Origin of the sequence: Fictibacillus solisalsi, assembly GCF_900103485.1 — a bacterium.
Lineage (GTDB): Bacteria > Bacillota > Bacilli > Bacillales > Fictibacillaceae > Fictibacillus_C > Fictibacillus_C solisalsi.
Map to the genome: position 1 here is coordinate 143,875 of NZ_FNHW01000003.1, position 23,979 is coordinate 167,853.

Consider the following 23,979-nt stretch of genomic DNA (forward strand, 5'->3'; position numbering starts at 1 on the left):
GGGCTTGTTTATGGTGGAAGTAAAGCTGCACGATATAGGTGAAGGTATGCATGAGGGTGAAATTCTGCACTTTTTTGTCAAAACGGGGGACGTGGTTTCCATTGACCAGCCTCTGGTTGAAGTCCAGACCGACAAGGTAACCGCAGAGCTTCCATCCCCTGTGGCAGGAAAAGTAACCGACATTTTTGTAAAGGAAGGAGAAACCGTTACTGTTGGAACGGTTCTGCTCTGTCTTGAAAGTGAAGGAGGATCCGCTGTTCCCCACACGCTGAAATCACAGGAACCTTTAATGGAAGCTGAAGCGGACAGCAGCCCTGCCAATCGGCAAGCATCTCTGACCATGCTTACCAAACGGGTGCTTGCCGCTCCCTATACCCGAAAAGTGGCAAGGGACCACGGCGTGGACATTGAGCAGATTACCGGAACAGGACCAGCAGGGCGGATCACGGAGGAAGATGTTCTCCGTTACGTCAAGGGAACCGGGACTTCCATAAGAAAAGAACAGCCGGTTGCCCAAGCTATAAAGAAAGAAGGCTCTGCGGGCCAGACGGAAGAGATCCCATTCAGGGGACGCAGGAAGCAAATTGCCAAAAAGATGACGCAGTCCCTGTTTACGATCCCCCATGTGACGCACTTTGAAGAAGTGGATATGACGAAGGTGCTGGATCTGAAAAAGCAGCTTAAAATGCTGGATCCTGCCAACAGCAAAGGTTTTACGGTTTCTGTTGCCTCTTTTTTCATAAAGGCAATTCAGCTGGCACTTGCCGACTTCCCAATCTTTAACAGTAAATTGGATGAAGAAAAGGAAGTCATCCGGCTTGAAAAGCAGGTGAACATCGGAATTGCGACCGATGCAGAAGATGGGCTGATTGTCCCGGTCATTAAAAATGTCGAACGCCGTTCCATAAAGGACATCAACCGTGACATGAAAGAGAAAATCACAAAAGCAAAAGAAGGAACGCTAACGAGGGAAGACCTCACAGGCGGGACGTTTACCATTTCCAACGTAGGACCGCTTGGCAGCATGGGGGCAACACCGATCATTAACGCTCCGGAGGTCGCTTTAATGGCTTTTCATAAAACAAAGAAAATGCCGGTCGTTATCCAAGATGAAATCCAAATCCGTTCAGTCATGAATGTGTCCATGTCCTTTGACCACCGTGTGGCCGACGGGGCAACAGCAGTACAATTTACAAACCGGTTCAAGGAACTGATAGAAAATCCTTCGGTTATGGTATTGGAGCTGATATAAGATGGTGGTAGGTGAATTTGTCCAAAAAAGGCAGCTGATTATCGTGGGCGGAGGGCCGGGTGGCTACAACGCGGCCATCCGTGCTGCACAGTTAGGGCTGGAAGTGACCCTTATTGAAAAAGATGACCTTGGCGGTGTCTGCCTCAATACAGGATGCATTCCTTCCAAGGCTCTGACTCACGCGGCTGCGCAATATGCCGCCATGCCCCATCTAAAGGAAATGGGGATACAGACAGAGGCAACACGGTTTGAATGGCCGCTGTTTATCAAGTATCAAAAGAAAACAGTTGCCGGTCTGCAAAAAGGTGTTGAAGCTCTTTTTAAGGCAAACAAAATCGAAGTGATCAAAGGAACCGCAACGTTTATGTCCGAGAATCGGATTGGAGTGGATTCCGGCCATCATTATGAAATGTATCAGTATGAAAATGCCCTTGTTGCAACAGGGGCCAAGCCGGTAATGCCTCCTGGAATCAGCCGGGCTGAAGGGAAAATCATATACGCGGAGGAACTTAGAAACCTAAACCGGGTTCCAGGGCATCTCGTAGTATGCGGTTCGGATTATATCGCCATAGAGACGGCTATGGCTTTCCGTAATTTAGGGGCACACGTATCCCTGATCTGCAGTGATGATACGTTTGGGCTTGATGAATCTATTGCCAGGGAGCTTCAAAGGATATACAAAAAAGCGAAAATTAAACTTTTTAAAAATGCTGAGGTGCTTGAGGCTGAGGCAGGCATGGATGCGGTCGCCATCACGCTTCAAAGCGATAAGGAAAAGGTAACCGTGGATGCCGATGTATTGGTTTTTACCGATCAATATCGGCCGAACACAAATGAACTGGGTCTTGAATTTATCAAGGTTCATATGGATGATGAGGGATATATCTTAGTCAATGAATATGGAGAAACCAGTGTCCCCGAAGTTTATGCTGCTGGAGACTGCACCATCGGTATGAGGCTTGCCAGTAAGGCGATTAAGCAGGGGAAGGTGGCTGCCGAACATATTGCCGGGTTGAGCTCTGCATACAGCCTGGCCCTTGTCCCGCATGTTATTCACAGCACACCTCCCATCGCAACTGTTGGATTGACGGAAAAGGAAGCGAGAGAGCAGGGATTTGAGATCAAGACGGGCCAGTTCGCCATGGGTGGCAACGGGTTTGCCAGTCTTAGCGGGCAAAAGGAGGGACTGGCTAAAATGGTTATAGATGCCAAAACAGACCTATTGCTTGGAGTGCACATGATGGGTGCGGGAGCGGCTGAAATGATCAGCACGGGTACACTGGCATTGGAAATGGCGGCCCGGGAAGAAGATCTTTCGTATCCCGTCTATGCTCATCCATCATTGAGCGAAACTTGGCTTGAAGCGGTTGAACAGGCAACGGGGAGAGCCATCCATTTGCCTCCATCACGCAAAAAAGAAACCGCAACGTCTTAAAATTTGCAACGGCACCCCGAAAGTTAGCATTGCTAACTTCCGGGGTGCCGTTCCTTTTTAGAATGCTTCCTGGCGAAAAGACCGCAGGGCTCTGTACCATTATGCCCTTGGATACGGATAATAGATCATCATGATCAATTTGGCAGGGGTGTCGCCATGGTTTTGATAACAGTGCGAGAAGTTGGCGGCGAATCGCAAATTTTCACCGGCTGATAATGTGAAGGTATTTTCGTGAACAGTCAGTGCAAAGCTGCCTTCTTCGACTAACAGGTATTCTTCCACACCATCTGGGTGAGCTTCAGAAGAATAACTGCAGCCGGGAAGTAGCTCCAATGAGTAAATTTCAAACGATTTCCCCCGCTCAACAGGGAAAAGTGGACGGACGAGAAAGGTGCCGCTGGCATCGGCAATCGGATCGATTTCGTTCGTAATGACCTTTTTTATGGAAGGCTGCTCTTCTTCAACAAAGGAGCTGAAAGATACTCCAAACCCATTCGCAATTTTCCATAACGTACTTACTGTCGGGTTGGATTCTCCACGTTCGATCTGGCTCAGCATAGGCTTAGATACGCCGGTTGCCTGGGCGGCCTGGTCCAGGCTCCAGCTTCGCTGCCCTCGCATAACTTTTAATCTTTTACCTATAATTTCAGTTAAATTCATATGAAAAATTGCTCCTTGTGTAATTGTTTTACATAACATACAATGTGTATAATATAACATATTATTCTGAATAAAGTGAACAAAAGGAGTGTTCTTCATCATGATCCCGATTCCTGCTATTTCAGCTGCAAATCATGATTTTAAGAGAGGAATCCAAGCGGGACTGTCCATTGCCATCGGTTATTTGCCTATTGCTTTTACATATGGTCTGCTGGCAAAGTCAAGTGGATTGTCACTGCTTGAAACGGTTGGGATGAGCATAATCGTTTTTGCAGGAGCATCCCAATATATTGCTCTTTCCATGATTGCAGCGGGTACAGGTGCTTTTGAAATCATTATCACTGCTTTTATCATGAACATCCGCCACTTGCTGATGAGTGCTTCGCTGAACGAGAAAATGGAAGAGGATGCGAAGTGGAGAAAAGCCATTTACGGCTTCCTCATTACAGATGAGACCTTTTCTGTCGCAGCAACACGGACTGAAAGGAAACTTGCTTCTTCCTTTATGCTGGGTCTCGGATTAACAGCCTATGGAAGCTGGGTAATCAATTCAGGCATCGGATACCTGATCGGAGCAGGACTGCCGGAAACCATTCAGGCCGGAATGGCGGTTGCATTATATGCCATGTTTATCGGCCTTCTTGTTCCATCTGCCAAAAAATCCAGCAAGGTCATACTGCTGGCAGGTACAGCTGCTCTGTTGAATTCGCTGTTTTCACTGTATGAGCCGCTGTCAGGAGGATGGGGAATTATTCTATCCACCATTATTTCGGCAGCCGGCATTGAGTTTTTGATGAAGGAGGAAGCCCATGGAAACTAATTTGCTCTGGATGATTGCCGGAATGGGGGTGGTCACCTATCTTCCGCGTGTGCTCCCGCTTATTTCCCTGGATACGGCCGTTATCCCCCGGAAATGGCAAAGCATCCTGAAGAATGTTCCATTTGCCATTCTTGGGGCCTTGATTTTTCCCGGAATCCTGCACATCAATGAAGGAAGCGTGTGGTATGGCATTGTAGGAGCCGGTGTAGCGTTGCTTTCTTCATGGCTGAACTGGAACATCATTCTCGTGGTCCTAAGCTCGGTGTTGGCCGTAAGCCTCTTCTCTTTTTTGGGATTATAACATAAATTTACAGATGGTTAAGGTTTTCTTTCCTCAATCATTATGATAATATTAATGCCCAAACGATAGAGGGGATTCAAATGTATCTTCATATGATTCGCTTTGCTTTAATCGGTTTGTTTTCAATGACAGCAGCTTCCCTCATGTTGTTTCAGTCTCTGGAAGTTTTTCACGCCTTCTTGGACATTTTTACAGGTTTTTTTCATAGAGATTAAAGGGTAAAGAGCTATACTTAGCTCTTTTTTTATGAAAAAGGGCACACTGAAAAGGAAAGACGGAGATAAAGGATGATTTTTAAATGAAACTTATAGCAATAGATATGGATGGAACACTTGTCAGCAAACAACTGAAGGTTACTAAAGCAAACAAGGAAGCTATTCAAAAGGCCCGTGAAAAAGGGCATATGGTGGTTATTGCAACGGGGAGATCCTTTGATGAAGCACGTTACACACTGGGTGAAGCAGAGTTGCATCTTCCGCTGATTTGTGTGAACGGAGCGGAAATTCGTAATGAGAAATGGGAGAAAGTCACCAGTATTCCTATTCCGTTCAGGCAATATTTTAATGTGGAAAAAGCGCTGCGCGCAAACAATATTTATTATGAGGTCTATACCAGTGAGGGAACCTATACCGACAACCGTGAGAAGGCCTTTAAAGTGATGAAGGATATCGTGCTCACCTCCAATCCGGATGCGACAGAAGACGATGTGCATAAAGCAGCATTGCGCCGTTTTAAGCTTGGGACGGTCAAGTATATCCGTGATTACGATCTCTTGATGGAAAAAGAAGGCCTTGAAATTTATAAAGTTCTCGCGTTTTCCAGCGAACCGGAAAAAGTGGCCAATTCGGTTGAAAGATTGAAACAGATTGATCATCTTGCCGTTAGTTCTTCCGCCAACAACAACCTTGAAATTACCAACGCAGATGCGCAAAAAGGAGTTGCACTCGAAAAATTCGCGAAGCTGAATAACATCAGCCTGGAAGACACAATGGCCATCGGCGATAATTATAATGATGTTTCCATGCTTGAAAAGGTGGGCATCAGCGTTGCCATGGGTAATGCCTATGATGAAATCAAGAATATCGCCAAATTCGTGACCAAGACAAATGACGAAAGCGGCGTCGCCTATGCCATTGAAAATTATCTCGAAGAACGGAAAACGAGCCTGGCTTAACATGCCGGGTTTTTTTGTGTTGTAATCCGAACGTTACACACTTTTACAGTTTATTTACTTCGTCTTCAATCAGGCTTAATACTCCCTTGATACGCTTTTCTCAGTTGGAAAAGCGGAAGGGGAGAGAAAATTGAACAAAAAAATGAAAACTTTGCTGAGTGCAGCTGTTCTTGGGGCAAGCTTATTTGCGGGGACAACGACGGAAGCGGCAAACAATCCGCATGATGACGTGCTCGATATCGCCCACCGGGGAGCGTCAGGCTATGCGCCGGAGCATACGCTCACTTCTTATAAAATGGGTGACCGCATGCATGGAGATTACATAGAAATCGATCTTCAAATGACAAAAGATGGCAAGCTGATTGCGATGCATGATGAAACGGTAGACCGTACGACAGATGGGACAGGAAAGGTCAAAGATTTTACGCTGAAGCAGATTAAACAGCTGGATGCGGGCTCTTGGTTTAACGAGAAATACCCGCAATATGCCAATCCACGCTATGAAGGGTTAAAGGTTCCAACGCTTGAAGAAATTTTCAAGACGTTCACAAAAAACAAAAAATATTACATTGAGACCAAATCACCTGATGTTTACCCTGGCATGGAAGAGGAGCTTTTGCGGCTGGTAAGAAAGTATCACATCAACAAAGACACACTTCTAGTGCAGTCATTCAGCAAAGAAAGCCTGATGAAAGTGCATGAGCTTGATCCATCCGTGAAACTGATCCAGTTATTGTCTTACAAGAAGCATGCTGTTCTAACAGATCAGGAAGCAGCAGACATGAAGAAATATGCTGTCGGAATCGGTCCGAACTTCAATTACCTGGACCAAGCCTATGTGCAAACCGCGCGTCAAGCCGGCTTGGATGTGCATCCTTATACAGTAAATGAGATAACGGATATGCAAAGGCTGATGGATTGGGGAGTAACCGGAATGTTTACGAACTTCCCGGATAAGCTTCACCGGCTTATAAAAGAAAACCAATATCCTCATCATAAAGCAGAAGCTAAATAAAACGCGAGGCCGTTCAGATAATGAGCGGCTTTGTATTGTCTTTGGGAGCAATATAAAGTGTTCCATCTTCTTGAAGCTGTGCGAGAAACACGGATTCGCTGGAGGCAATGCCGGCTTTATGAAGCTTGCTCTGTACCCATTTTTCATTTAGTCCGTATTCCTTCAAATTTCCTCTCATCAGTTTCCCGTCCACAATGAGTTCTGAAGGAAGAAAATAAGTGCCCACCGGAGCGGAATCAGCTGCTTTTTTCATTACGCTGAGCTGACCGTTAGGCTCAAAAATGGCGTAGTCCACCTCTGCTATGGTAAAAATCTCCTTATTTCGCAGCAACATGCACAAATCATCAATACCAAGATTCAGCTGATTTAACGTGTCCTGCATGATCAGTCCTTTTTTTATCACAATCGCAGGCTCGCTTTCCAATGCCAGTTTAGCTTTGGGTGAGCGCTTAACTAGAAATTCAATGCCCAGGATTAATAGTGCCCAAATGACTACAGCAACAATCCCGTTGGGAAGGGAAACATCCTGATAATGAATGATCATCTCTCCGACGATGTTTCCAAAGGCAATGCTTGTTGCATAATTGAAGTATGTAAGTTCACCCAGCTGTTTTTTGCCAAGAACTTTTGTAAACAATAATAAGAAAGCCAGTCCCAACAGGGTCCTGTATGCCGTTTCCACCATTCCGTCCATGTGCTCACCTCCTTTTCACTAGTCTTATTTTGGCCGGAAAACAGCGATCACAAACAAAGAAAAAGGATCAAGCATGTTTTACTTCACCTTTTATTGCGAATACAATAGATGGGGAAAGGAGTGGGGAAGAATTGAGAGATATAGTAGAAAACAGTGAGCTTTTAATCTTTGATCTGGACGGAACTTTATACGAGGACACGGACCATTTTGACTATTACTGCCGTCTGCTCCAGCAACGGGCAGACCACGGGATTCAGGAGGAATTTTACCGTTCGTACGAGAAAATGAAGAAGGGGCTGCATCCGGTGGCCGTTGGAAAAGTGTATGACCTGAAATTAGACATGGCAATCACGGTCGATCCTTTAACCCTGCAGGTAACCGCTGCTCATCACTGGGATGGCTCCTCCATGGAAGAGGATACGTTGAAAAAAGAATATCCCGGTGAGTTAGTCTATGATTTTGAACGGTTTATCGCCATTGGTGACGGATGGTGGCTGCCTTATGTCACTGCCATGCATTTCGGCCTTACCCAGCAGGATACATGGGATGCCTATAACGCGACAAAGCTTTATATGGTCAGTGATGAATTTTCACTGTCTAAAACACCTGGTTTAAAAGAAAGCATGAAACGCCTGAAGAAGGACAAGTACCTTGTCTTAATGACAAACAGTGAAGAAGATGATGTGCTCAGACTCCTCAAAGAACTGGATCTGGACGGACTTTTCCATGCTATTTATCCATCCTCCCAAAAGCCGGTCAAAACAAAAGAAGTCTTGTCTGAGATCCTGGCGAAATGGAAGATTGCTCCGGAGAAAGCTGTTTCCATAGGTGATAACTTTATCAATGAGATTGCTCCTGCCCTATTAATGGGCCTAAACACAGTGTACATACAGCCCCACGGCTACCACTTGCAGCATGATAATTTAAGAGTGGTTCCCACGCTGGCCGATGCTTTTTAAAGAATGGGCCACCTTAGCTCTTTTTTGTTCTATTTCGGACAAAGTTACCTAAACTAGGTAATAGGATGTCCGTAAGGAGGAGAGCGTGTGAAAAAGGCACTTTTGTTTGCCGTAGGCTTTATTTTATATGGTGTGCTGATGTGGTTTTACTTGTTGCATGGAGCTCATACTGAACTGCCGATTCAATACCGTGGTTCGGCCGCTGATCCGACCATGTTTATGAACGACCGCCAGTTGAAACTGAGCTATGATTTTTCCCGGCTGAAAGACTTGATTTACTTCCTATCCGTTCCATTGGAATGGTTGATTTACCTGCTTGTTTTGGGATTTGGCCTTTCGAAAAAGATGGGCGGCGCAGTGAAGGGCATCACCCGGTTTTCACTCGTTCATACCGGGCTTTATGTTCTGTTGCTTTCCTTTGTAAGCTGGCTCTTGACGTTCCCCCTGCGATATTACAGCTATACCGTCTCCAGGGATTATCACATTTCGGTTCAGCTGTTTCAAGGCTGGATGAAGGACAGCCTCATCGATTTTTGGGTGGGATGGTTATTTACCTTTCTCACCGTTGTTGTGATCTATTTTTTTATCAGGAAAGCCAAAAAGAAATGGTGGTTGTATGCCTGGCTGATTTCCATTCCATTTACCATTTTCATGTACTTTATCCAGCCAGTTGTGATTGATCCGCTGTACAACAAATTTTATCCATTGAAGGACCAGGCGTTAAAAGAGAAGATTTTGACGCTTGCCGACCGGGCAGAGATACCGGCTTCGAATGTTTATGAAGTGAATATGTCAGAAAAGACAAACTCCCTGAATGCTTATGTGAATGGAATCGGCTCCAATTTGCGGATTGTGCTGTGGGATACCACACTTGATCGTTTGAATGATAAACAGGTTTTATTCGTCATGGCGCATGAAATGGGACATTATGTGATGAACCACTTGTACCAGAATTTGATCGGAGCGATTATTCTCACGCTGTTCGGGTTATTTCTGGGAAGCAAAATCTATATGTGGGCCCTGGCAAAATGGGGGAAACGATGGGGAATTAAAGGACCAGGGGATATTGCTGGACTCCCTGTTCTGCTCTTGATTTTCAGTCTTCTCTCTTTTCTGGCCGGGCCGGTGGAAAACGCGGTTTCCCGTAAAGCTGAAAAAGATGCAGACCGGTACGCCATTGAAATGACCAAAGAACCGGAAGCAGCTGTAGGAGCTTTCCAGAAACTGACGATTTCCGGACTCAGTGAGGTGAATCCGCCAAAGCTGGTGAAATTCTTTTTATACGGGCATCCCACTATGCTCGAGAGAATCACCTTCCTGGATTCCTACAAGGACAAATATAAGCCAGAAGAACTTCAAAAAGCAAAGAAACAAAAGCAGCAGTAAAAAAGCGGGGCATATAGCCCCGCTTTTATTTGTCTTTTTCAAGACTGTAGTTTGGAAGGACAAGAACCTCCACCCGCCGGTTTTTCGCTCTATCTTCTGCTGTTTTGTTGCTCGCTCTAGGACGGTATTCGCCATATCCGCTGGCACTGAGCGTTTTAGGGGAGAGGTTCGGGTTGGTGCGCAAAATCTGCATAAAATTAATGGCGCGCATGGCGCTCAGTTCCCAATTGGACGTATACTGTGAATTCTGGATCGGTATGTTATCGGTATGCCCTGCAATAATAATGTTTCGCGGCGGATTCGTTACGAGCAGTTTGGATAAATCTTTACCTATGCCCACAGATTCCGGTTTGACTTTCGCGCTTCCCGAATCAAACAGTGCATTGTCCAAAATGGTAATTAACAGCCCGTTTTCCGTCAGATTGGTCTGCAGGCTTTTTGACAGATCTTTGTCTTCGATAAAATTGTCAATGTGTTTTTTTACCTCTTGAAGAGATTCCAGCTCCTTCTTCGCCTTTTCCATGCGTTCTTTTTCCTGAAGGGACAGTTGAACAAGCTTCTCTTTGTCCGGCAAAGGATCGGTTTCTGGAGAAGAAATGGGTGCCTGTTCCTCCAGCATTCCGGTTCCTCCTGTAAATTCGTCATTGAACGCACTGGCCATCTGCTTGAATTTGGAGGCATCGACCTCACTCATGGCGAAAAGAACGATGAACAACGCCAGAAGAAGGGTCAGCATGTCTGAATAGGGAACCAGCCAGGATTCATCCACATGATCATCGTGCTTCTTCTTCTTTCTTCTAGCCATTATTTACACCTTCCTTAACTTTCTCTCGTTCACTGGACGGTACATACGTTAATAATTTTTCTTCCAGGATCTTTGGAGAGGTTCCATCTTGTATGGAAAGGATGCCTTCAATCATGATTTCCTTGATGAAGATCTCGTGCTGTGATTTTCGCTTCAGTTTATTTGCAAAAGGATGCCATAAAACATATCCCGTAAAAATACCAAACAGGGTGGCAATGAATGCGGCGGATATCGCATGGCCAAGCGCTTCAATATCGTCCATGTGGCTCAGGGCGGCGACAAGACCCACCACAGCTCCCAGCACTCCCAGTGTCGGCGCGTACGTTCCTGCTTGGGTAAAAATCGCCGCGTTGCTTAAATGCCTGTCCTCCATGGTCTCGAGATCTTTCAATAAGACATCTTTTATAAATTCGGGGGATTGCCCATCCACGATCATTTTAACTCCCTGCTTTAAGAAAGAATCATCAATTTCTTCCGACATCGGCTCAAGAGCAAGCAGGCCTTCTTTTCTTGCAATCGTCGCCCACTCGATGAAAAGGCGGATCAGGTCTTCTATGGAAACGATCTTTTGGTCTGTAAACAATAGTTTAAAAAGGCCGGGAAGTTTTTTTACTTCATGCAGCGGAAAGGCAATCAGTATAGCTGCTGCCGTCCCTGCAAAAATAATCAGTAATGCCGCAGGGTTAAATAGTGAAGAAAGTGCAACCCCTTTTAGAACCATCCCGGCTCCTATGGCGATGATGCCCATGATGATGCCGATAACTGATGTTTTGTCCATTTTTGTTTCATCCTCGTTTTTTGCTATTTTCGTATGCTATATATATCGGCTTGTCCAAACGGATATTTATAGGTCCATAGTGGGAGACAGGTGAAAGAATTTATGAAAAAAGGTCATCCAATTCGAAATTTCGTACGTTAGCTTTATAACTACTTTCCGATAGGATAAGACAAAGCAAAACTCAATCGGTATAATAGCAGTAAAACCTGCAAACAATGAACAGCCAAAAGGATCCATTGTGCTTCTTTTTCAAGCTGTAAACAATTCAAAGACAAAAAGAGGCTTTCTCATGAAAACAAAACCATTATTGATAATTTTAGTACTGATTGCACTGATTGGGATTGGTGTCTGGACGTCCCAAAAGGAATCCAACAGTTCCCGAGAAAATCCAAAGCCGTCAGAAAGCTTTCAACCGGTTAAGGGAAACGGTCAAACAGGCCTGAAGCCCGGCAATACCCTTCCTGATGCGACTTTGACCTCGTTGGAAGGAAAAACGGTTTCGTTAAAAGAGTTTCGGGGGAAAAAAGTCATTTTGAACTTCTGGGCTACATGGTGTCCTCCATGCCGTAAAGAAATGCCGGATATGCAGAAGATGTACAGCCGTCATAAAGATGATCAGCTGGAAATTGTGGCAATCAATCTCTGGTATACGGAAAAAAGTACGGAGGCAGTCTCCGATTATGTAGAGAATCGAAAAGCCTCCTTCCCGATTCTGCTTGACCGGGAAGGGAAGATCAGTAAAAAATTTCAGGCTGTTTCCCTTCCTACCAGTTATTTGATTGATTCCAATGGAGTGGTCCAAAAAAAAATTATTGGTGCGTTATCTCCAAGTCTTATGTCAGAGTTTATTAAACGTTCCAAATAACCCCCTATTCAATGAGTGTTTTAGTCTTTTTATCCTAAAATTTTACAATGAAAAATTAGGCAATTCGATTACTAGGAGTTTTTGACTTTTTAGCGAAATAGTAAAGGGGGAATGGGAGGCTATATCGATCCAACTATGGAGGAAAAGGGGTTATAACCATGGTTGAACCATCTTTGGTAAAGATGATGAAACTGCAGAGGCCGCAAGAACAACCTCTTAGGGAGGATATGCAGATTACTACCTTGGAAATGGATTCCGTCCACTATTTTCGACTAAAACGAACAGCTGCCGGAAACTATACAATTACCTTCTCGGAAGGCGTGATAGCCGATGAATTGGGTTTTCACTTTATGGGTTCGGGGGAAATGGCCACCGGTCAGCCGGCAGAACAATTGAAGCCCTATTTTGAAAAAGCTTTTAATGGGATGCCGTGTTTTTACAAGACTGGTAATGGCAAAAGAATCCTGTATACCTCGCTTACCCCTGTCTTTTCCAATGGAAAAGTAATCGAAGTAGCAGGGGCTACTGCAGATTATTCCGGGCATATTCATCACGTTGCAGAGCGAAGGCAATCGTCGGAAAAATATAAAGAAATATTTAATCATAGTATCCATCCTACCCTGCTGTTGGATGATAACCGTGTCATTCTTGATGCCAATCCCGCCGCCCGCCGGTTGCTCGGTATCAGTCCTTATGATGTCGAACGGAGCAAAATAGATGCATTTATTGATGGGGAGGCTGGATTTGACGTATCCCTGAATTGGGATCTTTTCTTACTTGACCCGGCGTACAGGTGGGAGTTTAACCGTGGAAGTGCACATAATAAAAGGCTGATTGAGTTTATGGGGAAAAAGGACATTCTTCCCGGGGTCCATTTGGGCATTTTACAGGATGTTACTGAACGGAGACAAACCCAGGAGCGGCTCCGCAAAGCAGAAACATTAAATGTAGTTGGGGAAATGGCTGCTGGTGTTGCCCATGAAATCCGCAATCCCTTAACAAGCCTGAAGGGTTTTGTACAGCTCATGCAGAACGAGGGACAGGCTCATGAGGCGTATTATTCCATTATTCTGAACGAGGTGGACAGAATTGACCATATTATTAAAGAATTTCTGCTCCTGGCCAAAACGGACCGCCAAGAGGTACAGAAAATCAGCCTGGTCAATACGCTGAAGGAAACGGTTTCTCTCCTTGAAACACAGGCGATCTTAAAAAACATCACGCTTGACCTTGTATGTGAAGAAGATCTTCCGGATAGCCATTGTGATCCGTTTCAGATGAAACAAGTGTTTATCAACCTGATAAAAAATGCGATTGAAGCAAGTAATACTGGCGGCAAGATTACAATTACAGCCAAACGCAAAGACAGCAAGTATATTCACTTTACCTTCACGGATAACGGAACAGGGATGCCTAACAAAGTGTTAAATCGAATTGGAAAACCTTTTTATACCACAAAAGAAGACGGGACCGGTCTCGGACTGATGGTCAGTTATAAAATTATTGAAAACCATAAAGGTACCGTGGATGTGTCAAGTGAAGTGGGAAAAGGGACGACCTTTGAAATATCTTTGCCTCTATCCCCCTAAATGAGCTCGATGGAAAGCTGACTTTAACCATACTGCTTCAGCAGGTGTTTTCGTTGGCTTTTTTTGATTTGGTTGTCATCAAAAAAGAGGCAGCCTTTAAGGCCTGCCCCTTTCAAATCTATTATCATCCGGTAAATTCTTGTACAAACATTTTACCGTATTTTCCACCGTCCACAATTCCGATGCCGACTTTAGTGTAGTCAGATTTAAGGATGTTTTCACGATGTCCTTGAGAGTTCATAAGTGAAGTATGAGCTCCATCTACTGAAGAGTTTCCAGCAATGTTCTCACCTGCTGTTTGGTATTGGATGCCAAATTGCTTCATCATATCAAATGGAGAACCGTATTTAGGTGAATTGTGATCGAAATAGTTATTATCGATCATGTCCTGTGCCTTTACACGGGCCATTTTAGTTAGCTCCATGTCCACTTGAAGTGGTTTTACTCCTGCTTTTTCACGCTCTTGGTTTACTTTATCCACCATTTGTTTTTCATCAGCTGTAAGCTGTCCTGCTGCAGCATCAGATTTTGGAGCTTCACTTGTTTTTTGCTGCTCTTGTTTAGGAGCTGCCTGTGTTTTTTCTTTAGCTGGAGCTTGCTGTTGTTTTTGCTCAACGTTTTGAGCTTGCACATCGAATCCTTGTTTCTTAAGAGATTCGATTAATTTATTGATATCAGCATTGGATTGATCCTGCTGTACCTGTACGTTTTGTGATTGTGGGCAATCTGCCGCATGTGAAATCCCTGTGTTCACACCAAAAAGAGATGCACCTAGAATTGAAGCTACTACTACCTTTTTCATGGATGAATTCCTCCCGTTTTGTATAGTGATGTTAACTACAACACAGGTTTCGGGTGTAGGTGACCCTGGCTGGGGGTCTGGAAACAACTACCAGTTTAACGGCCAGATTTTTTGGATACGGCCCTCATCCAGAAAGATTTCATACACATCCGGGTTAGAAAGCTGCTTCCATTCGGAAAAACCGATGCGCTCATCAAACGTTCTTAACAACAGCGCCAATAAATTTCCATGGGTCACTACAACGGTACATTGATGCGGGGAGGTTTGGATGTCTTGAATTAACTCACTTACACGGTCGGTTGCACGCTGGCTGGACTCGCCACCTTCAAGTACTGCTTCAAAGTTGGTAAACGAATACTCAAGGTGATCGAGCCAGTCTGGCAGATCCTTTGAAGACAATATCCGTTCACCCAGGCGCTCATCCGTTTCGATGGGCAGGTTTTTGAAGTGTGCCAGCGGCTCGATAGTATCCACAGCACGGACAAAGGGGCTTGAAATGATCCGTTCAATTGGTTTCATCATTAAAAAGGTCTTCAATTTTTGTGATTGGGATATTCCTTCTTTTGTAAGTACAGCATTTCTTTCCTGACCAGATGCCTTACAATGCCGAACGGCGATAACTCGTTTCATGACTGATCCTCTTTCTACTATGTATTGTTCATAACTCTGTATGCTTCGAGGCCGCTAAATCAAAATCCTTTAACGAATACTGTAACAGGAGAATTTTTCCGTTATCGTCGATCCAGATGAAAGGAGCAAAGCGTGTGTATCCCGAACTTAAGCAATTCAATCAAATGAGCAAGGATTATGAGCAACGTATAAAAGAGGCGCATGAGCGTTGGAAAGTGATTAACAGACAAAAGGAGACAGCGTCAAGAGAATATGAACATCTACTTGGGCAATACGGCCGAAGAAATTCAAGAGTGGATATGGAAGCTCTCCATGAGAGCAAGGATGAGTATCTTCGTCTACTGGCAAAAGAAAGAGGAGCAATGGAACATCTCGATGATCTGAAAGAAAGCAAAAATGACAGGATGAAGGAATTTGTTGATACGCTGCTGCAGGCAAGAGACCGGGAAGTTGATGCGGCAACAAGGACCATGAAAAAGAAAATTGACGAAATGCAGCGATTAAAAGCTGAATATTTAATGATTGTGCAGCAAATTCATCAGATTCACCAATACGTGAATGGCGTTGAAGAATCCACACTTCAGGCGTTTCAAACCATGGGAACCCGTTATAATCAGAAATCGGATTTCTCCATTTACCCCGCTTTGTCGAGAATGGAGATAACACACCGGGAAATTCAGCAGGTGTTTGCAAAAGGAGATTTGCCGGCTGAACTGTCCAAATTTACAGACGCATACTCATCGTTTCATCTCCCCAAAAAATAAAAAAAGCCATAATCGTTTTGATTATGGCAAAATGGCACGCATGATGAAGAATTGGGGTGGGGAAGTGCTGTTTTGCCGGTGAGACATCTGGCCGGCAGAGAGAGTGATATTCTCTACATGATTACATTATGCTCGTTTGCCGGCTGATGTCTGGACAAGTGCCATGATGAAACGGCCCATTTTTCTGCTTCGCATTCCACTTTCCTTTAACTGCCTCCTTTTAGCAAACTTTTCAATCCTCTTCGCCATAAACTTTCCAGTAATCATCATCATTTTGCCTTTGTAATGGGTCATTCAGCCTAGAAAAACCAAATTTTCAAAAAAATAAATTTCCAATGTTTAGATTTTTTAGTATAATGTTATTAGATCATAAAGTTGGGGGACTCTATTCAATGAAAATAGAAGGACTAAAGGCATATGTAGAAAAGCTGGAAGTGGCTCATTATATCCTGTCAAAAAGTTTGCATCCGGAAACAACAGGTGAAGGAGATTTGACACGGACCCAATACATCCTTATGAAAATGCTTTCGGAAAGGGACCGCTGGACAGTTACAGAGTTGGCGGAGGTGCTTGAAGTAAAGCCAAGTGCTGTGACTGTTGCCGTAGACCGACTGTATAAAAAAAATTATGTACAGCGCTATCGCAGTGAAGCAGACCGCAGGATTGTATACCTTGAATTATCTGAAACCGGCAGTGTGATATTAAAGGAAGCGGAAGAGCGCCGGCTTGAAAGCATGGAGAATCTGCTGAGCAGAATTTCCAGGGACGACCTTGAAACACTGATTACGATTTATGATAAATTCGGAAATGACACTAAACAGCATGAAGCCTTGACCTTGGCCCCTTAAAGCGACGGGAATTTTTCCCGTTGTTTTTTTTGTGTAAAAACCTTCTTTGTGTATCATACTCCCCGTAAAGTTGAAAATACTAAAGTTATTCCATCTAAAGGAGGTAGTGCTGCTATGCTGAGAAGAGAAGGGATGATCCCAACTGTACTGGGAACCATTGTGAGTTTGGCCTCTTTTTCGTTTGGAGCATCCACCAGAAAATATTCCGGTCTTTCAAAGGTTCTGCTTGGCTTTGGATTGGCGCACATTTTACTTGGAGTCATTGATTTATTTGAACATGATCGAGACGAATGGTAAGAGGGAGAGTTCTTTCTCCCTCTTTCTGTTTAAAGAGAGGTTTTATAGGGAATTTTTCATATAAATTCATTAGCAGTAGGAGAATGTGCCATGAAACGGATTATTGAATTTATTTTTGTACTCATAATGATCGCTGCACTATATGTCATTATTTTTTCTGACTTGAGCCTTTATTGGAAATGGGGCTTCGCTGCCGTGTATGCTTCCATCGTCCTGATTACATTGTATTCCCTGGTATTGGAAAACAGGACAGCCCAGCATACTTTGGTTTGGATTTATGCCCTTATTTTCCTGCCGCTTTTAGGCTATATCTTTTATCTGTATTCAGGTCAGCTTTACTTAAAAGGACACCTGTTCCGGACTAAGCGCAAACATGACCGGGAAGAACTTCAACTGTTGGCGAAAAGGGAGCAAAAGCCCGACTTCTCTGATTTTAATGATCATCAGGCATGCTTTGCCCGTTTCTCCCACAACGTCACAATGACCTTTCAAAATACAGCAACCCAAACAAACATTTTGAAAAATGGAGACGAAACATTTCCTGAAATAAAAAAACGTCTTTCAGAAGCGAAGCGCTACATACATATTGAGTATTACATTTTTAGATCGGACCGCCTGGGAAAGGAAATCATTGATATTCTGATTGAAAAAGCAAAAGAAGGTGTTGAGGTCCGTTTTCTGTATGATGCTGTTGGAAGCTTGTCCCTGTCTGCAACCGAAGTGGACAGGATGGAGAAGGCAGGGATTCATGTGTATTCCTTTCTTCCTATTAAGTACGGATTTTTCAACCAAAAATTTAATTTTCGAAATCACCGCAAAATCATAGTCATTGATGGTGCGGTAGGCTTTGTTGGAGGCCTGAATGTAGGGATTGAGTATCTGGGTGAAGATGAACGGATGGGCTTCTGGAGGGATACCCACATGGTAATGGAAGGCGAAGCGGTGCAAACGCTGCACGCCATATTTTTGCTCGACTGGGATTATGTAAGTGACGAATACCTTTTGGAAACCGAAGAATATTTAACCCCGAAACCAGTGAAGGGGGATGGTGCCGTTCAGGTGGTGCCAAGCGGTCCGGATACCCAGGAAGGCATCATGAGCGATTTATACTATTCCATGATCTCTTGTGCCACCAAATCGATATGGATTGCCACACCCTATTTTGTACCGACAGAGTCTATTCGGACTGCGCTCAGGATCGCATCGAGAAAAGGGATTCAGGTAAGGATTATGGTACCGGAAATTAATGACGGGTTTCTTACCCAATATGCGACCAGGTCCTACTTTCCGGAATTGCTGCGCAGCGGGATCGAAATATATTCCTATAAAAAAGGATTTTTGCACCAGAAAGTAATCATTGTGGATGGAGATCTTGCCTCCATCGGCACGGCAAACATGGATATGAGGAGCTTTCATCTGAATTTTGAAGTTAACGTGTTCCTCACGGGGACCTCCTCCATCAAAGAGCTTGTGGAACATTATGAAGAAGATATAAAAGAAAGTGAAAAAATCAGGCCCGTAGGTTTTTATAAAAGGAGCGTATGGGAAAGGACGAAGGAATCCACCGCCAGGCTGTTTTCCGGAGTCCTGTAAAAAGATGTCCCTCAAGGTTCTCGGAAACTGTACTATCCTTGTCCTCATGCGAATAACCTTTATCATGCTGAGTGATAAGAGGTGATCGCATGGATTGGCTTGAAGCAGTGGTGTTGGGGATCATACAAGGATTAACTGAATTTTTGCCGATCAGCTCCACCGGCCACTTGCTGCTGGGAAGGCATTTCTTTCGGCTGGATGAAGCAGGCTTGTTTTTGGACAGCATGCTTCACATTGGAACACTGATTGCGGTAATGACTGTTTATTGGAAAGAAATAAAGGAACTGATTCGTCAGCCTTTTAGCCGGCTGTCACTTCTTCTTGTTGCGGGAACTATTCCCACCGTGATTATCGGGCTTTCGTTTAAGGATTACTTTGAGGAAATCTCAAGAACTGGAATTACAGTAGGCTGGGAGTTTCTTGCCACGGGCTGTATTCTTTGGCTTGCAGATACCATGAAATCCAGGGGATATAAGGAATTGGAAGACATCACAATAATGGATGCCGTTCTGATCGGCAGCTTTCAGGGAGCTGCCATATTGCCCGCGGTTTCGAGATCAGGCCTGACCATCGCCGCAGCGCTTTTCAGGAAAATTGACAGGGGGACAGCAGCCTATTTTTCGTTTCTGTTATCCATTCCTGCCATTGCAGGTGGGTGTCTTTTGCAGATAAAAGATGTACTCGGGGGCCAGGCAGAAAGGCTTTCCTTTTTTTCCTTGTTTCTCGGCACGGTGATGTCCGCGTTTTTTGGTTATTTGGCGGTTAAGTGGATGATTGCCCTCGTAAAAAAGGGCTCGTTAAAAGGATTTGCCATCTATGTCTGGCTGCTTGGATTCGCCATTCTCGGCATGCAGGCGGCAGGTCTTTTTTAACCTTTTATGAAGGAAGGAAAGAAAGGATTGACATTTGATTCCTGCAGGATTACATTATAACTATTCAAAATCGCATAGCCTTTTGATCGCTTAATTTTAAGATTTTGTACGACCTTAAAAGCGGGGGAACCAATCATTTGGGGTGAATCTTTTTAAGAAAGAGGGGATACTTCCGATTCCTAATCCGTCAGCTAACCTCGTAAGCGTTAAACAGGAAGAAAGGGACAGTTTGGATAGTGGCTGACCATTTTTTTTGATGGTCTTTTTTATTTGCCAAAAGGGATATCTGACATACAAGGAGAGAAAAGAATGGACAAGCAGTTTGCGGTCATTGGATTGGGGCGTTTTGGCGGCAGCATATGCAGAGAATTTGCAAAAATGGGCCATGAAGTCATGGCGGTGGATAAAGATATCGAACGGGTCAATGAGTTCGCCAATATTGCCACTCAGGCTGTTCAGGCAAACTCGACGGACGAAAAAGCATTGAAAGCGCTCGGTATCCGTAATTTTAACCATGTCATTGTATCAATCGGTGAAGACATCCAATCCAGTATTATGACGACCCTTCTCTTGAAAGAGGCCGGTGTTAAAAAGGTATGGGTCAAAGCAACGAATGATTATCACCATAAAGTCCTTGATAAGCTTGGGGCAGACCGGATTATTCATCCGGAAAGGGATATGGCCCTCCGCGTGGCCCAGTTGATCACCTCCGAAAAAATTATCGATTTTATTGAACTTTCTCATGAGCACAGCATTATCGAGGTAGGAGTAACAGACAAGCTGGCAGGGAAAACGTTAACCGAGCTTGATATCCGCGCCAAATATGGGTGCAATATTGTGGCCATAAAAAAAGGGGACGATATTCTCGTTTCCCCTATTGCCAATGTGGTGCTGAGACAAGGAGACGTTCTTGTAGTGATTGGGCAAAACAGAGATCTCAATACATTTGAAAATGAGGGGGTGTAACCCTCTGTGGCTCTGAAAGTACAAAAGCGGAGGCGCTTCCTGTATGAACCGATTCAGCTCAATCCGCCTCAAATCCTTGCGCTTCTTTTCTTGGTGCTTGTGCTGGCAGGTGCATTGCTGCTTAAGCTTCCTATAGCATCTGAAAAAGGGGTCAGCTGGATTGATGCATTCTTTACGGCGGTGTCTGCAGCTACAGTGACAGGCCTGGTGACGGTTGATCCCGGCTCTACCTTTACCTTGTTTGGGGAGATTGTCATTCTCTTTCTGATACAGGTGGGAGGGCTCGGAATCATGTCTTTTGCCGTTCTCGTTGTCATTATGCTGGGAAAACGAATTGGTATTAAACAGCGGCTGATCATGCAGGAAGCCTTAAATCAGCCATCCATCGGCGGAGTGATCCGCCTGGTCAGAAATCTTCTCATCTTTTCCCTGTCGATTGAGGCCATTGCAGTGATTCTCCTTTCCTTTCGCTGGGTGCCGGATCTAGGCTGGGGAAAAGGAATCTACTACAGTATTTTTCATACCATAGCCGCCTATAATAATGCAGGCTTTGGGCTGTGGCCCGACAATCTGGTAAGGTATGTGGGTGATCCGATGGTCAACCTAGTTATCACCTTGTTGATCATTACCGGAGGGATTGGTTTTACCGTACTGGTTGACCTATGGTACAGCAAAAAGTGGAAAGAATTATCGCTGCACTCTCGAATCATGATTTGGAGCACACTGATCGTCAACATTATTTCTATTCTCGTGTTTTACACGTTTGAATACAACAACCCGCATACGCTTGGTCCATTATCATCGGGAGAGAAGATATGGGCTGCCTATTTTCAGGGGATTTCACCTCGAACGGCAGGATTCAATACGATAGATATTGGTGGCATGAGACAGGATTCACTTCTCTTTATGATCATGCTGATGTTTATTGGGGCAGGAAGTGCTTCTACGGGTGGAGGAATCAAGCTGACGACGTTTATTGTGATTATTTTTGCAGTGCTTACGTTTTTGCGGGGTAAACAAGAAGTTACCGTTCTGAAGCGGAGCATAAGAACAGGGATCATTCTTCGTGCACTCGCCATTGCCACCATCAGCATGCTGCTTGTATTTACGGGGGTCATGCTGTTGGCCATGACGGAGAAAGCTCCATTTTTAACGATTCTGTTTGAAGTGGTTTCTGCATTTGGTACAGTGGGGCTTACCATGGGACTTACCTTTAAATTGACCTTGTTTGGAAAGATTATTATTATTTGCGTGATGTTCCTGGGGAAAATCGGGCCGCTTACCCTGGCGTTTTCAATTGCCAGACCCGATAAATCAAATATCCGATATCCGGATGGGGATCTGTTTACAGGATAAAAAGCGTGTGCGGGATAGTTCCGCACACGCTTTTTTTTACTTATTCAGGTTGCTTGACCGGCGGGCATAAAGGAAATAGATGATGAACCCGATAGAAATCCAAATCACAAAAGAAATCCATGTAATGGCCGGAAGGCTGATCATCAAGTACACACAGAAGATGACGGTCAGGACCGGCAGAACTGGCACAAACGGGGCCTTAAACGAACGTTTAAGATCCGGGTGGGTTTTCCTTAATACCAAAACAGCAACAGCGATAAGTGCAAAAGCAGACAATGTGCCCATGTTCACGAGGTGGGCAAGGGTGGTCAAATCGATAAATCCGGCAATACCTGCTGCTACAAATCCAGTCAGCCATGTGTTTTTAAACGGTGTTTTAAACCTTTCATGAACTTTTGAAAGGACTGGGGGCAGCAATCCATCCCGGCTCATGGCATAGGAAATACGCACCTGTGCAAAAAGCATGACGAGAAGCACTGTGGTAATCCCTGTGATGGCACCCACCGATACAAGACCGGCAATAGAATCCTGTCCTACAAAATGAAGTGCAAAAGAAACCGGGTCTGCCACATTAAGCTTGGAAAAGGGCACCATCCCCGTTAAAACAAGTGATACGATAATATACAGTGCGGTACAAATTGCAAGTGACCAGATGATTCCCAGCGGCAAATCACGCTGTGGGCGCTTGACCTCTTCTGCAGCGGTCGCAACCGCATCAAAACCTATATAAGCAAAGAATACGGTAGCGGCACCGGCAACGATACCCTGGAATCCAAACGGCATAAATGGAGTCCAGTTGTCCGGTTTAACATAACCGATTCCTGCCACGATAAACAAGATAATAACGGCGAGCTTGATGAAAACCATGATGTTATTTACACGGGCACTTTCGCGAATACCCCTGCTCAGCAGGGTTGTGATGATCAAGATAATTATAACTGCAGGAAGGTTGATTATACCGCCTTTTCCTGTTCCGGGAGCGGAGGCCAGTGCTGCAGGCAGGTGAAGACCGAATCCTGCGATCAGTGACTGGAAATAGGCGGACCAGCCGGTGGCAACTGCAGAAGTCGCCAGCAAGTATTCAAGCATAAGGTCCCAGCCGATTAAAAAGGCAAATACTTCTCCAAGAGTTGCATAGGTGTAAGTGTAAACACTCCCTGCAATGGGGACCGTTGACGCGAATTCGGCATAACAGAAAGCAGCGAAAGCACAGGCCAGTCCAGAAATAATGAACGAAAGAATCAGGGCCGGTCCGGCATGTTCAGCAGCAACCACTCCTGTTAAAACAAAGATCCCGGTGCCGATTATAGCGCCAATACCCAGCAAGGTAAGGTCAAAAGCCCCAAGTGAGCGGCTTAGCCCTTTTTGGTGACTTTGTGCCAACATTTCGGAAATGGACTTTTTTCGAAGTATATTCATAGATGCCTCCATTCAAAATGATAGAAAATATTGAAAATTTATAATTTCAAACTATTTGTAGTATATTGTCGATTTACTTGCTTGTCAACAGATTCAAAAGTGAGAAAAGTTACCATCTTATGTTAACTGCCGAGAAGCTGGGAGAGGAGGTCACTATACTTCTTCTTTTCGTCTTCTGTATTCACGGCTCCATATTTCATTAAGGTTTCCCGAATCATTTCTCCTTGTTTTTTCTCACTCCAGCAGACGTAAGCCTGATATCCGGGCGCCTGAAGGTAAGCATTGAGCATATTATGGTCAGGACCGAAAAAGAAAGCCAGATGATCAATAAACATCCGGATCTTGTTCAGATCAACGGGTGCAATATGCGTATCCAGGTGATATTTGTAAGGATTAAACTCATCACGTTGAAAAGATATACCATAGCATTCATCCTCCAGCAATAACCCAGGTGCCGTTGGTAGAATAAGAAAAGGTGTATCCTGCTCATCATACCCGATAAAAAAATCAGTGCTGTTCTCATTTTTAACAGGCTGCCGTTTCATGGTGGCTCGTACGATCTCTTTTTGTGCAGTTATCAACACTACCACTCTCTTTCATGAATTATTACCTACAGCTTGTCCGCTAGATTGCTAGTTTATACATTGGATTGTGCTGATTCGCTAAAGTGATAAGTTGTTGAAAGGGAATTGACGAACA

Annotated in this window: 26 protein-coding genes and 1 riboswitch; of the genes, 17 read left to right on the forward strand and 9 right to left on the reverse strand. The window is 44.4% G+C overall.

What is annotated here, in order from left to right:
* Window positions 1–10 precede the first annotated feature (10 nt).
* Window positions 11–1,252, forward strand: a complete 1,242-nt coding sequence (locus BLT53_RS20255; RefSeq protein ID WP_090237853.1) for a dihydrolipoamide acetyltransferase family protein — start codon at window positions 11–13, stop codon at window positions 1,250–1,252.
* 1 nt (window position 1,253) lies between these two features.
* The gene (gene lpdA / locus BLT53_RS20260; protein ID WP_090237856.1) at window positions 1,254–2,687 is read left to right on the forward strand and encodes a dihydrolipoyl dehydrogenase; all 1,434 of its coding nucleotides are present in this window, start codon (window positions 1,254–1,256) and stop codon (window positions 2,685–2,687) included.
* A gap of 99 nt (window positions 2,688–2,786) precedes the next feature.
* On the opposite strand, the gene BLT53_RS20265 is transcribed toward lpdA, so the two are convergent.
* A complete protein-coding gene (locus tag BLT53_RS20265) occupies window positions 2,787–3,347 on the reverse strand; it encodes a helix-turn-helix domain-containing protein (RefSeq protein WP_090238098.1) in 561 nt (186 codons plus the stop codon).
* A gap of 100 nt (window positions 3,348–3,447) precedes the next feature.
* Between BLT53_RS20265 and BLT53_RS20270 the strand changes: the two genes are divergently transcribed.
* The 4 genes from BLT53_RS20270 to BLT53_RS20285 all read left to right on the forward strand — a co-directional run bounded on the left by BLT53_RS20270 (window position 3,448) and on the right by BLT53_RS20285 (window position 6,657).
* The gene (locus BLT53_RS20270; RefSeq protein ID WP_090237859.1) at window positions 3,448–4,167 is read left to right on the forward strand and encodes an AzlC family ABC transporter permease; all 720 of its coding nucleotides are present in this window, start codon (window positions 3,448–3,450) and stop codon (window positions 4,165–4,167) included.
* The gene (locus tag BLT53_RS20275; RefSeq protein ID WP_090237862.1) at window positions 4,157–4,468 is read left to right on the forward strand and encodes an AzlD domain-containing protein; all 312 of its coding nucleotides are present in this window, start codon (window positions 4,157–4,159) and stop codon (window positions 4,466–4,468) included. Before BLT53_RS20270 ends, BLT53_RS20275 begins: the two co-directional genes overlap by 11 nt.
* Window positions 4,469–4,766: 298 nt before the next feature.
* Entirely contained in the window at window positions 4,767–5,642 is an 876-nt protein-coding gene (locus BLT53_RS20280) for a Cof-type HAD-IIB family hydrolase (RefSeq protein ID WP_090237865.1), read from the forward strand.
* Between the two features lie 142 nt (window positions 5,643–5,784).
* Window positions 5,785–6,657, forward strand: a complete 873-nt coding sequence (locus BLT53_RS20285) for a glycerophosphodiester phosphodiesterase (protein WP_170834455.1) — start codon at window positions 5,785–5,787, stop codon at window positions 6,655–6,657.
* 13 nt (window positions 6,658–6,670) lie between these two features.
* Here BLT53_RS20285 and BLT53_RS20290 read toward each other — a convergent pair whose 3' ends face one another.
* Complete coding sequence (locus tag BLT53_RS20290; RefSeq protein ID WP_090237870.1) at window positions 6,671–7,351, reverse strand: DUF421 domain-containing protein; 681 nt, start codon at window positions 7,349–7,351, stop codon at window positions 6,671–6,673.
* A 131-nt stretch (window positions 7,352–7,482) separates the two neighbouring features.
* On the opposite strand from BLT53_RS20290, the gene BLT53_RS20295 reads away from it, so the two are divergent.
* Both BLT53_RS20295 and BLT53_RS20300 read left to right on the forward strand, forming a co-directional pair.
* Window positions 7,483–8,310 (forward strand): HAD family hydrolase, encoded by an 828-nt coding sequence (locus BLT53_RS20295; RefSeq protein ID WP_090237875.1) that lies wholly within the window; start codon window positions 7,483–7,485, stop codon window positions 8,308–8,310.
* 87 nt (window positions 8,311–8,397) lie between these two features.
* Window positions 8,398–9,696, forward strand: coding sequence for a M48 family metallopeptidase (locus BLT53_RS20300; protein WP_090237878.1), 1,299 nt, complete (start codon window positions 8,398–8,400; stop codon window positions 9,694–9,696).
* Between the two features lie 25 nt (window positions 9,697–9,721).
* On the opposite strand, the gene motB is transcribed toward BLT53_RS20300, so the two are convergent.
* Together motB and motA are read right to left on the reverse strand one after the other, a co-directional pair.
* The gene (gene motB / locus BLT53_RS20305; RefSeq protein ID WP_090237881.1) at window positions 9,722–10,501 is read right to left on the reverse strand and encodes a flagellar motor protein MotB; all 780 of its coding nucleotides are present in this window, start codon (window positions 10,499–10,501) and stop codon (window positions 9,722–9,724) included.
* Entirely contained in the window at window positions 10,494–11,279 is a 786-nt protein-coding gene (gene motA / locus BLT53_RS20310) for a flagellar motor stator protein MotA (RefSeq protein WP_090237884.1), read from the reverse strand. The genes motB and motA overlap by 8 nt, the downstream gene beginning before the upstream one ends.
* A gap of 289 nt (window positions 11,280–11,568) precedes the next feature.
* Here motA and BLT53_RS20315 point away from each other — a divergent pair, with 289 nt between their 5' ends.
* On the forward strand, window positions 11,569–12,144 hold the full coding sequence (locus tag BLT53_RS20315; RefSeq protein ID WP_090237887.1) for a TlpA disulfide reductase family protein: 576 nt from the start codon (window positions 11,569–11,571) through the stop codon (window positions 12,142–12,144).
* 158 nt (window positions 12,145–12,302) lie between these two features.
* The gene (locus BLT53_RS20320) at window positions 12,303–13,733 is read left to right on the forward strand and encodes an ATP-binding protein (RefSeq protein WP_090237890.1); all 1,431 of its coding nucleotides are present in this window, start codon (window positions 12,303–12,305) and stop codon (window positions 13,731–13,733) included.
* Window positions 13,734–13,857: 124 nt separating this feature from the next.
* On the opposite strand, the gene BLT53_RS20325 is transcribed toward BLT53_RS20320, so the two are convergent.
* The gene (locus BLT53_RS20325; protein WP_090237893.1) at window positions 13,858–14,535 is read right to left on the reverse strand and encodes a CAP domain-containing protein; all 678 of its coding nucleotides are present in this window, start codon (window positions 14,533–14,535) and stop codon (window positions 13,858–13,860) included.
* Window positions 14,536–14,622: 87 nt separating this feature from the next.
* On the reverse strand, window positions 14,623–15,165 hold the full coding sequence (locus tag BLT53_RS20330; RefSeq protein ID WP_090237896.1) for a histidine phosphatase family protein: 543 nt from the start codon (window positions 15,163–15,165) through the stop codon (window positions 14,623–14,625).
* 134 nt (window positions 15,166–15,299) lie between these two features.
* On the opposite strand from BLT53_RS20330, the gene BLT53_RS20335 reads away from it, so the two are divergent.
* Window positions 15,300–15,929: a hypothetical protein gene (locus tag BLT53_RS20335; RefSeq protein WP_170834447.1), complete on the forward strand. Its 630-nt coding sequence runs from the start codon at window positions 15,300–15,302 to the stop codon at window positions 15,927–15,929.
* 126 nt (window positions 15,930–16,055) lie between these two features.
* Here BLT53_RS20335 and BLT53_RS25205 read toward each other — a convergent pair whose 3' ends face one another.
* Complete coding sequence (locus BLT53_RS25205) at window positions 16,056–16,223, reverse strand: hypothetical protein (protein ID WP_170834448.1); 168 nt, start codon at window positions 16,221–16,223, stop codon at window positions 16,056–16,058.
* 98 nt (window positions 16,224–16,321) lie between these two features.
* Here BLT53_RS25205 and BLT53_RS20340 point away from each other — a divergent pair, with 98 nt between their 5' ends.
* The 6 genes from BLT53_RS20340 (at window position 16,322) to BLT53_RS20365 (ending at window position 21,861) form a co-directional block, all read left to right on the forward strand.
* Entirely contained in the window at window positions 16,322–16,777 is a 456-nt protein-coding gene (locus BLT53_RS20340; protein WP_170834449.1) for a MarR family winged helix-turn-helix transcriptional regulator, read from the forward strand.
* 114 nt (window positions 16,778–16,891) lie between these two features.
* Window positions 16,892–17,074, forward strand: coding sequence for an asparagine synthase (locus BLT53_RS20345; RefSeq protein ID WP_090237905.1), 183 nt, complete (start codon window positions 16,892–16,894; stop codon window positions 17,072–17,074).
* 90 nt (window positions 17,075–17,164) lie between these two features.
* Window positions 17,165–18,667, forward strand: a complete 1,503-nt coding sequence (gene cls / locus BLT53_RS20350; RefSeq protein WP_090237907.1) for a cardiolipin synthase — start codon at window positions 17,165–17,167, stop codon at window positions 18,665–18,667.
* A gap of 89 nt (window positions 18,668–18,756) precedes the next feature.
* Entirely contained in the window at window positions 18,757–19,539 is a 783-nt protein-coding gene (locus BLT53_RS20355; protein WP_090237909.1) for an undecaprenyl-diphosphate phosphatase, read from the forward strand.
* 77 nt (window positions 19,540–19,616) lie between these two features.
* A riboswitch (cyclic di-AMP (ydaO/yuaA leader) is annotated at window positions 19,617–19,760 on the forward strand.
* Window positions 19,761–19,848: 88 nt separating this feature from the next.
* Window positions 19,849–20,505 carry a potassium channel family protein gene (locus tag BLT53_RS20360; protein ID WP_090237912.1) on the forward strand — a complete coding sequence of 219 codons (657 nt, stop codon included), beginning with the start codon at window positions 19,849–19,851 and terminating at the stop codon, window positions 20,503–20,505.
* A 12-nt stretch (window positions 20,506–20,517) separates the two neighbouring features.
* The gene (locus tag BLT53_RS20365; protein WP_090238101.1) at window positions 20,518–21,861 is read left to right on the forward strand and encodes a TrkH family potassium uptake protein; all 1,344 of its coding nucleotides are present in this window, start codon (window positions 20,518–20,520) and stop codon (window positions 21,859–21,861) included.
* Window positions 21,862–21,897: 36 nt separating this feature from the next.
* Here BLT53_RS20365 and bcaP read toward each other — a convergent pair whose 3' ends face one another.
* Together bcaP and BLT53_RS20375 are read right to left on the reverse strand one after the other, a co-directional pair.
* Window positions 21,898–23,280 (reverse strand): branched-chain amino acid transporter BcaP, encoded by a 1,383-nt coding sequence (gene bcaP, locus BLT53_RS20370; RefSeq protein ID WP_090237914.1) that lies wholly within the window; start codon window positions 23,278–23,280, stop codon window positions 21,898–21,900.
* 122 nt (window positions 23,281–23,402) lie between these two features.
* Window positions 23,403–23,861 carry a hypothetical protein gene (locus BLT53_RS20375; protein WP_139168443.1) on the reverse strand — a complete coding sequence of 153 codons (459 nt, stop codon included), beginning with the start codon at window positions 23,859–23,861 and terminating at the stop codon, window positions 23,403–23,405.
* Between the last annotated feature and the right edge of the window lie 118 nt (window positions 23,862–23,979).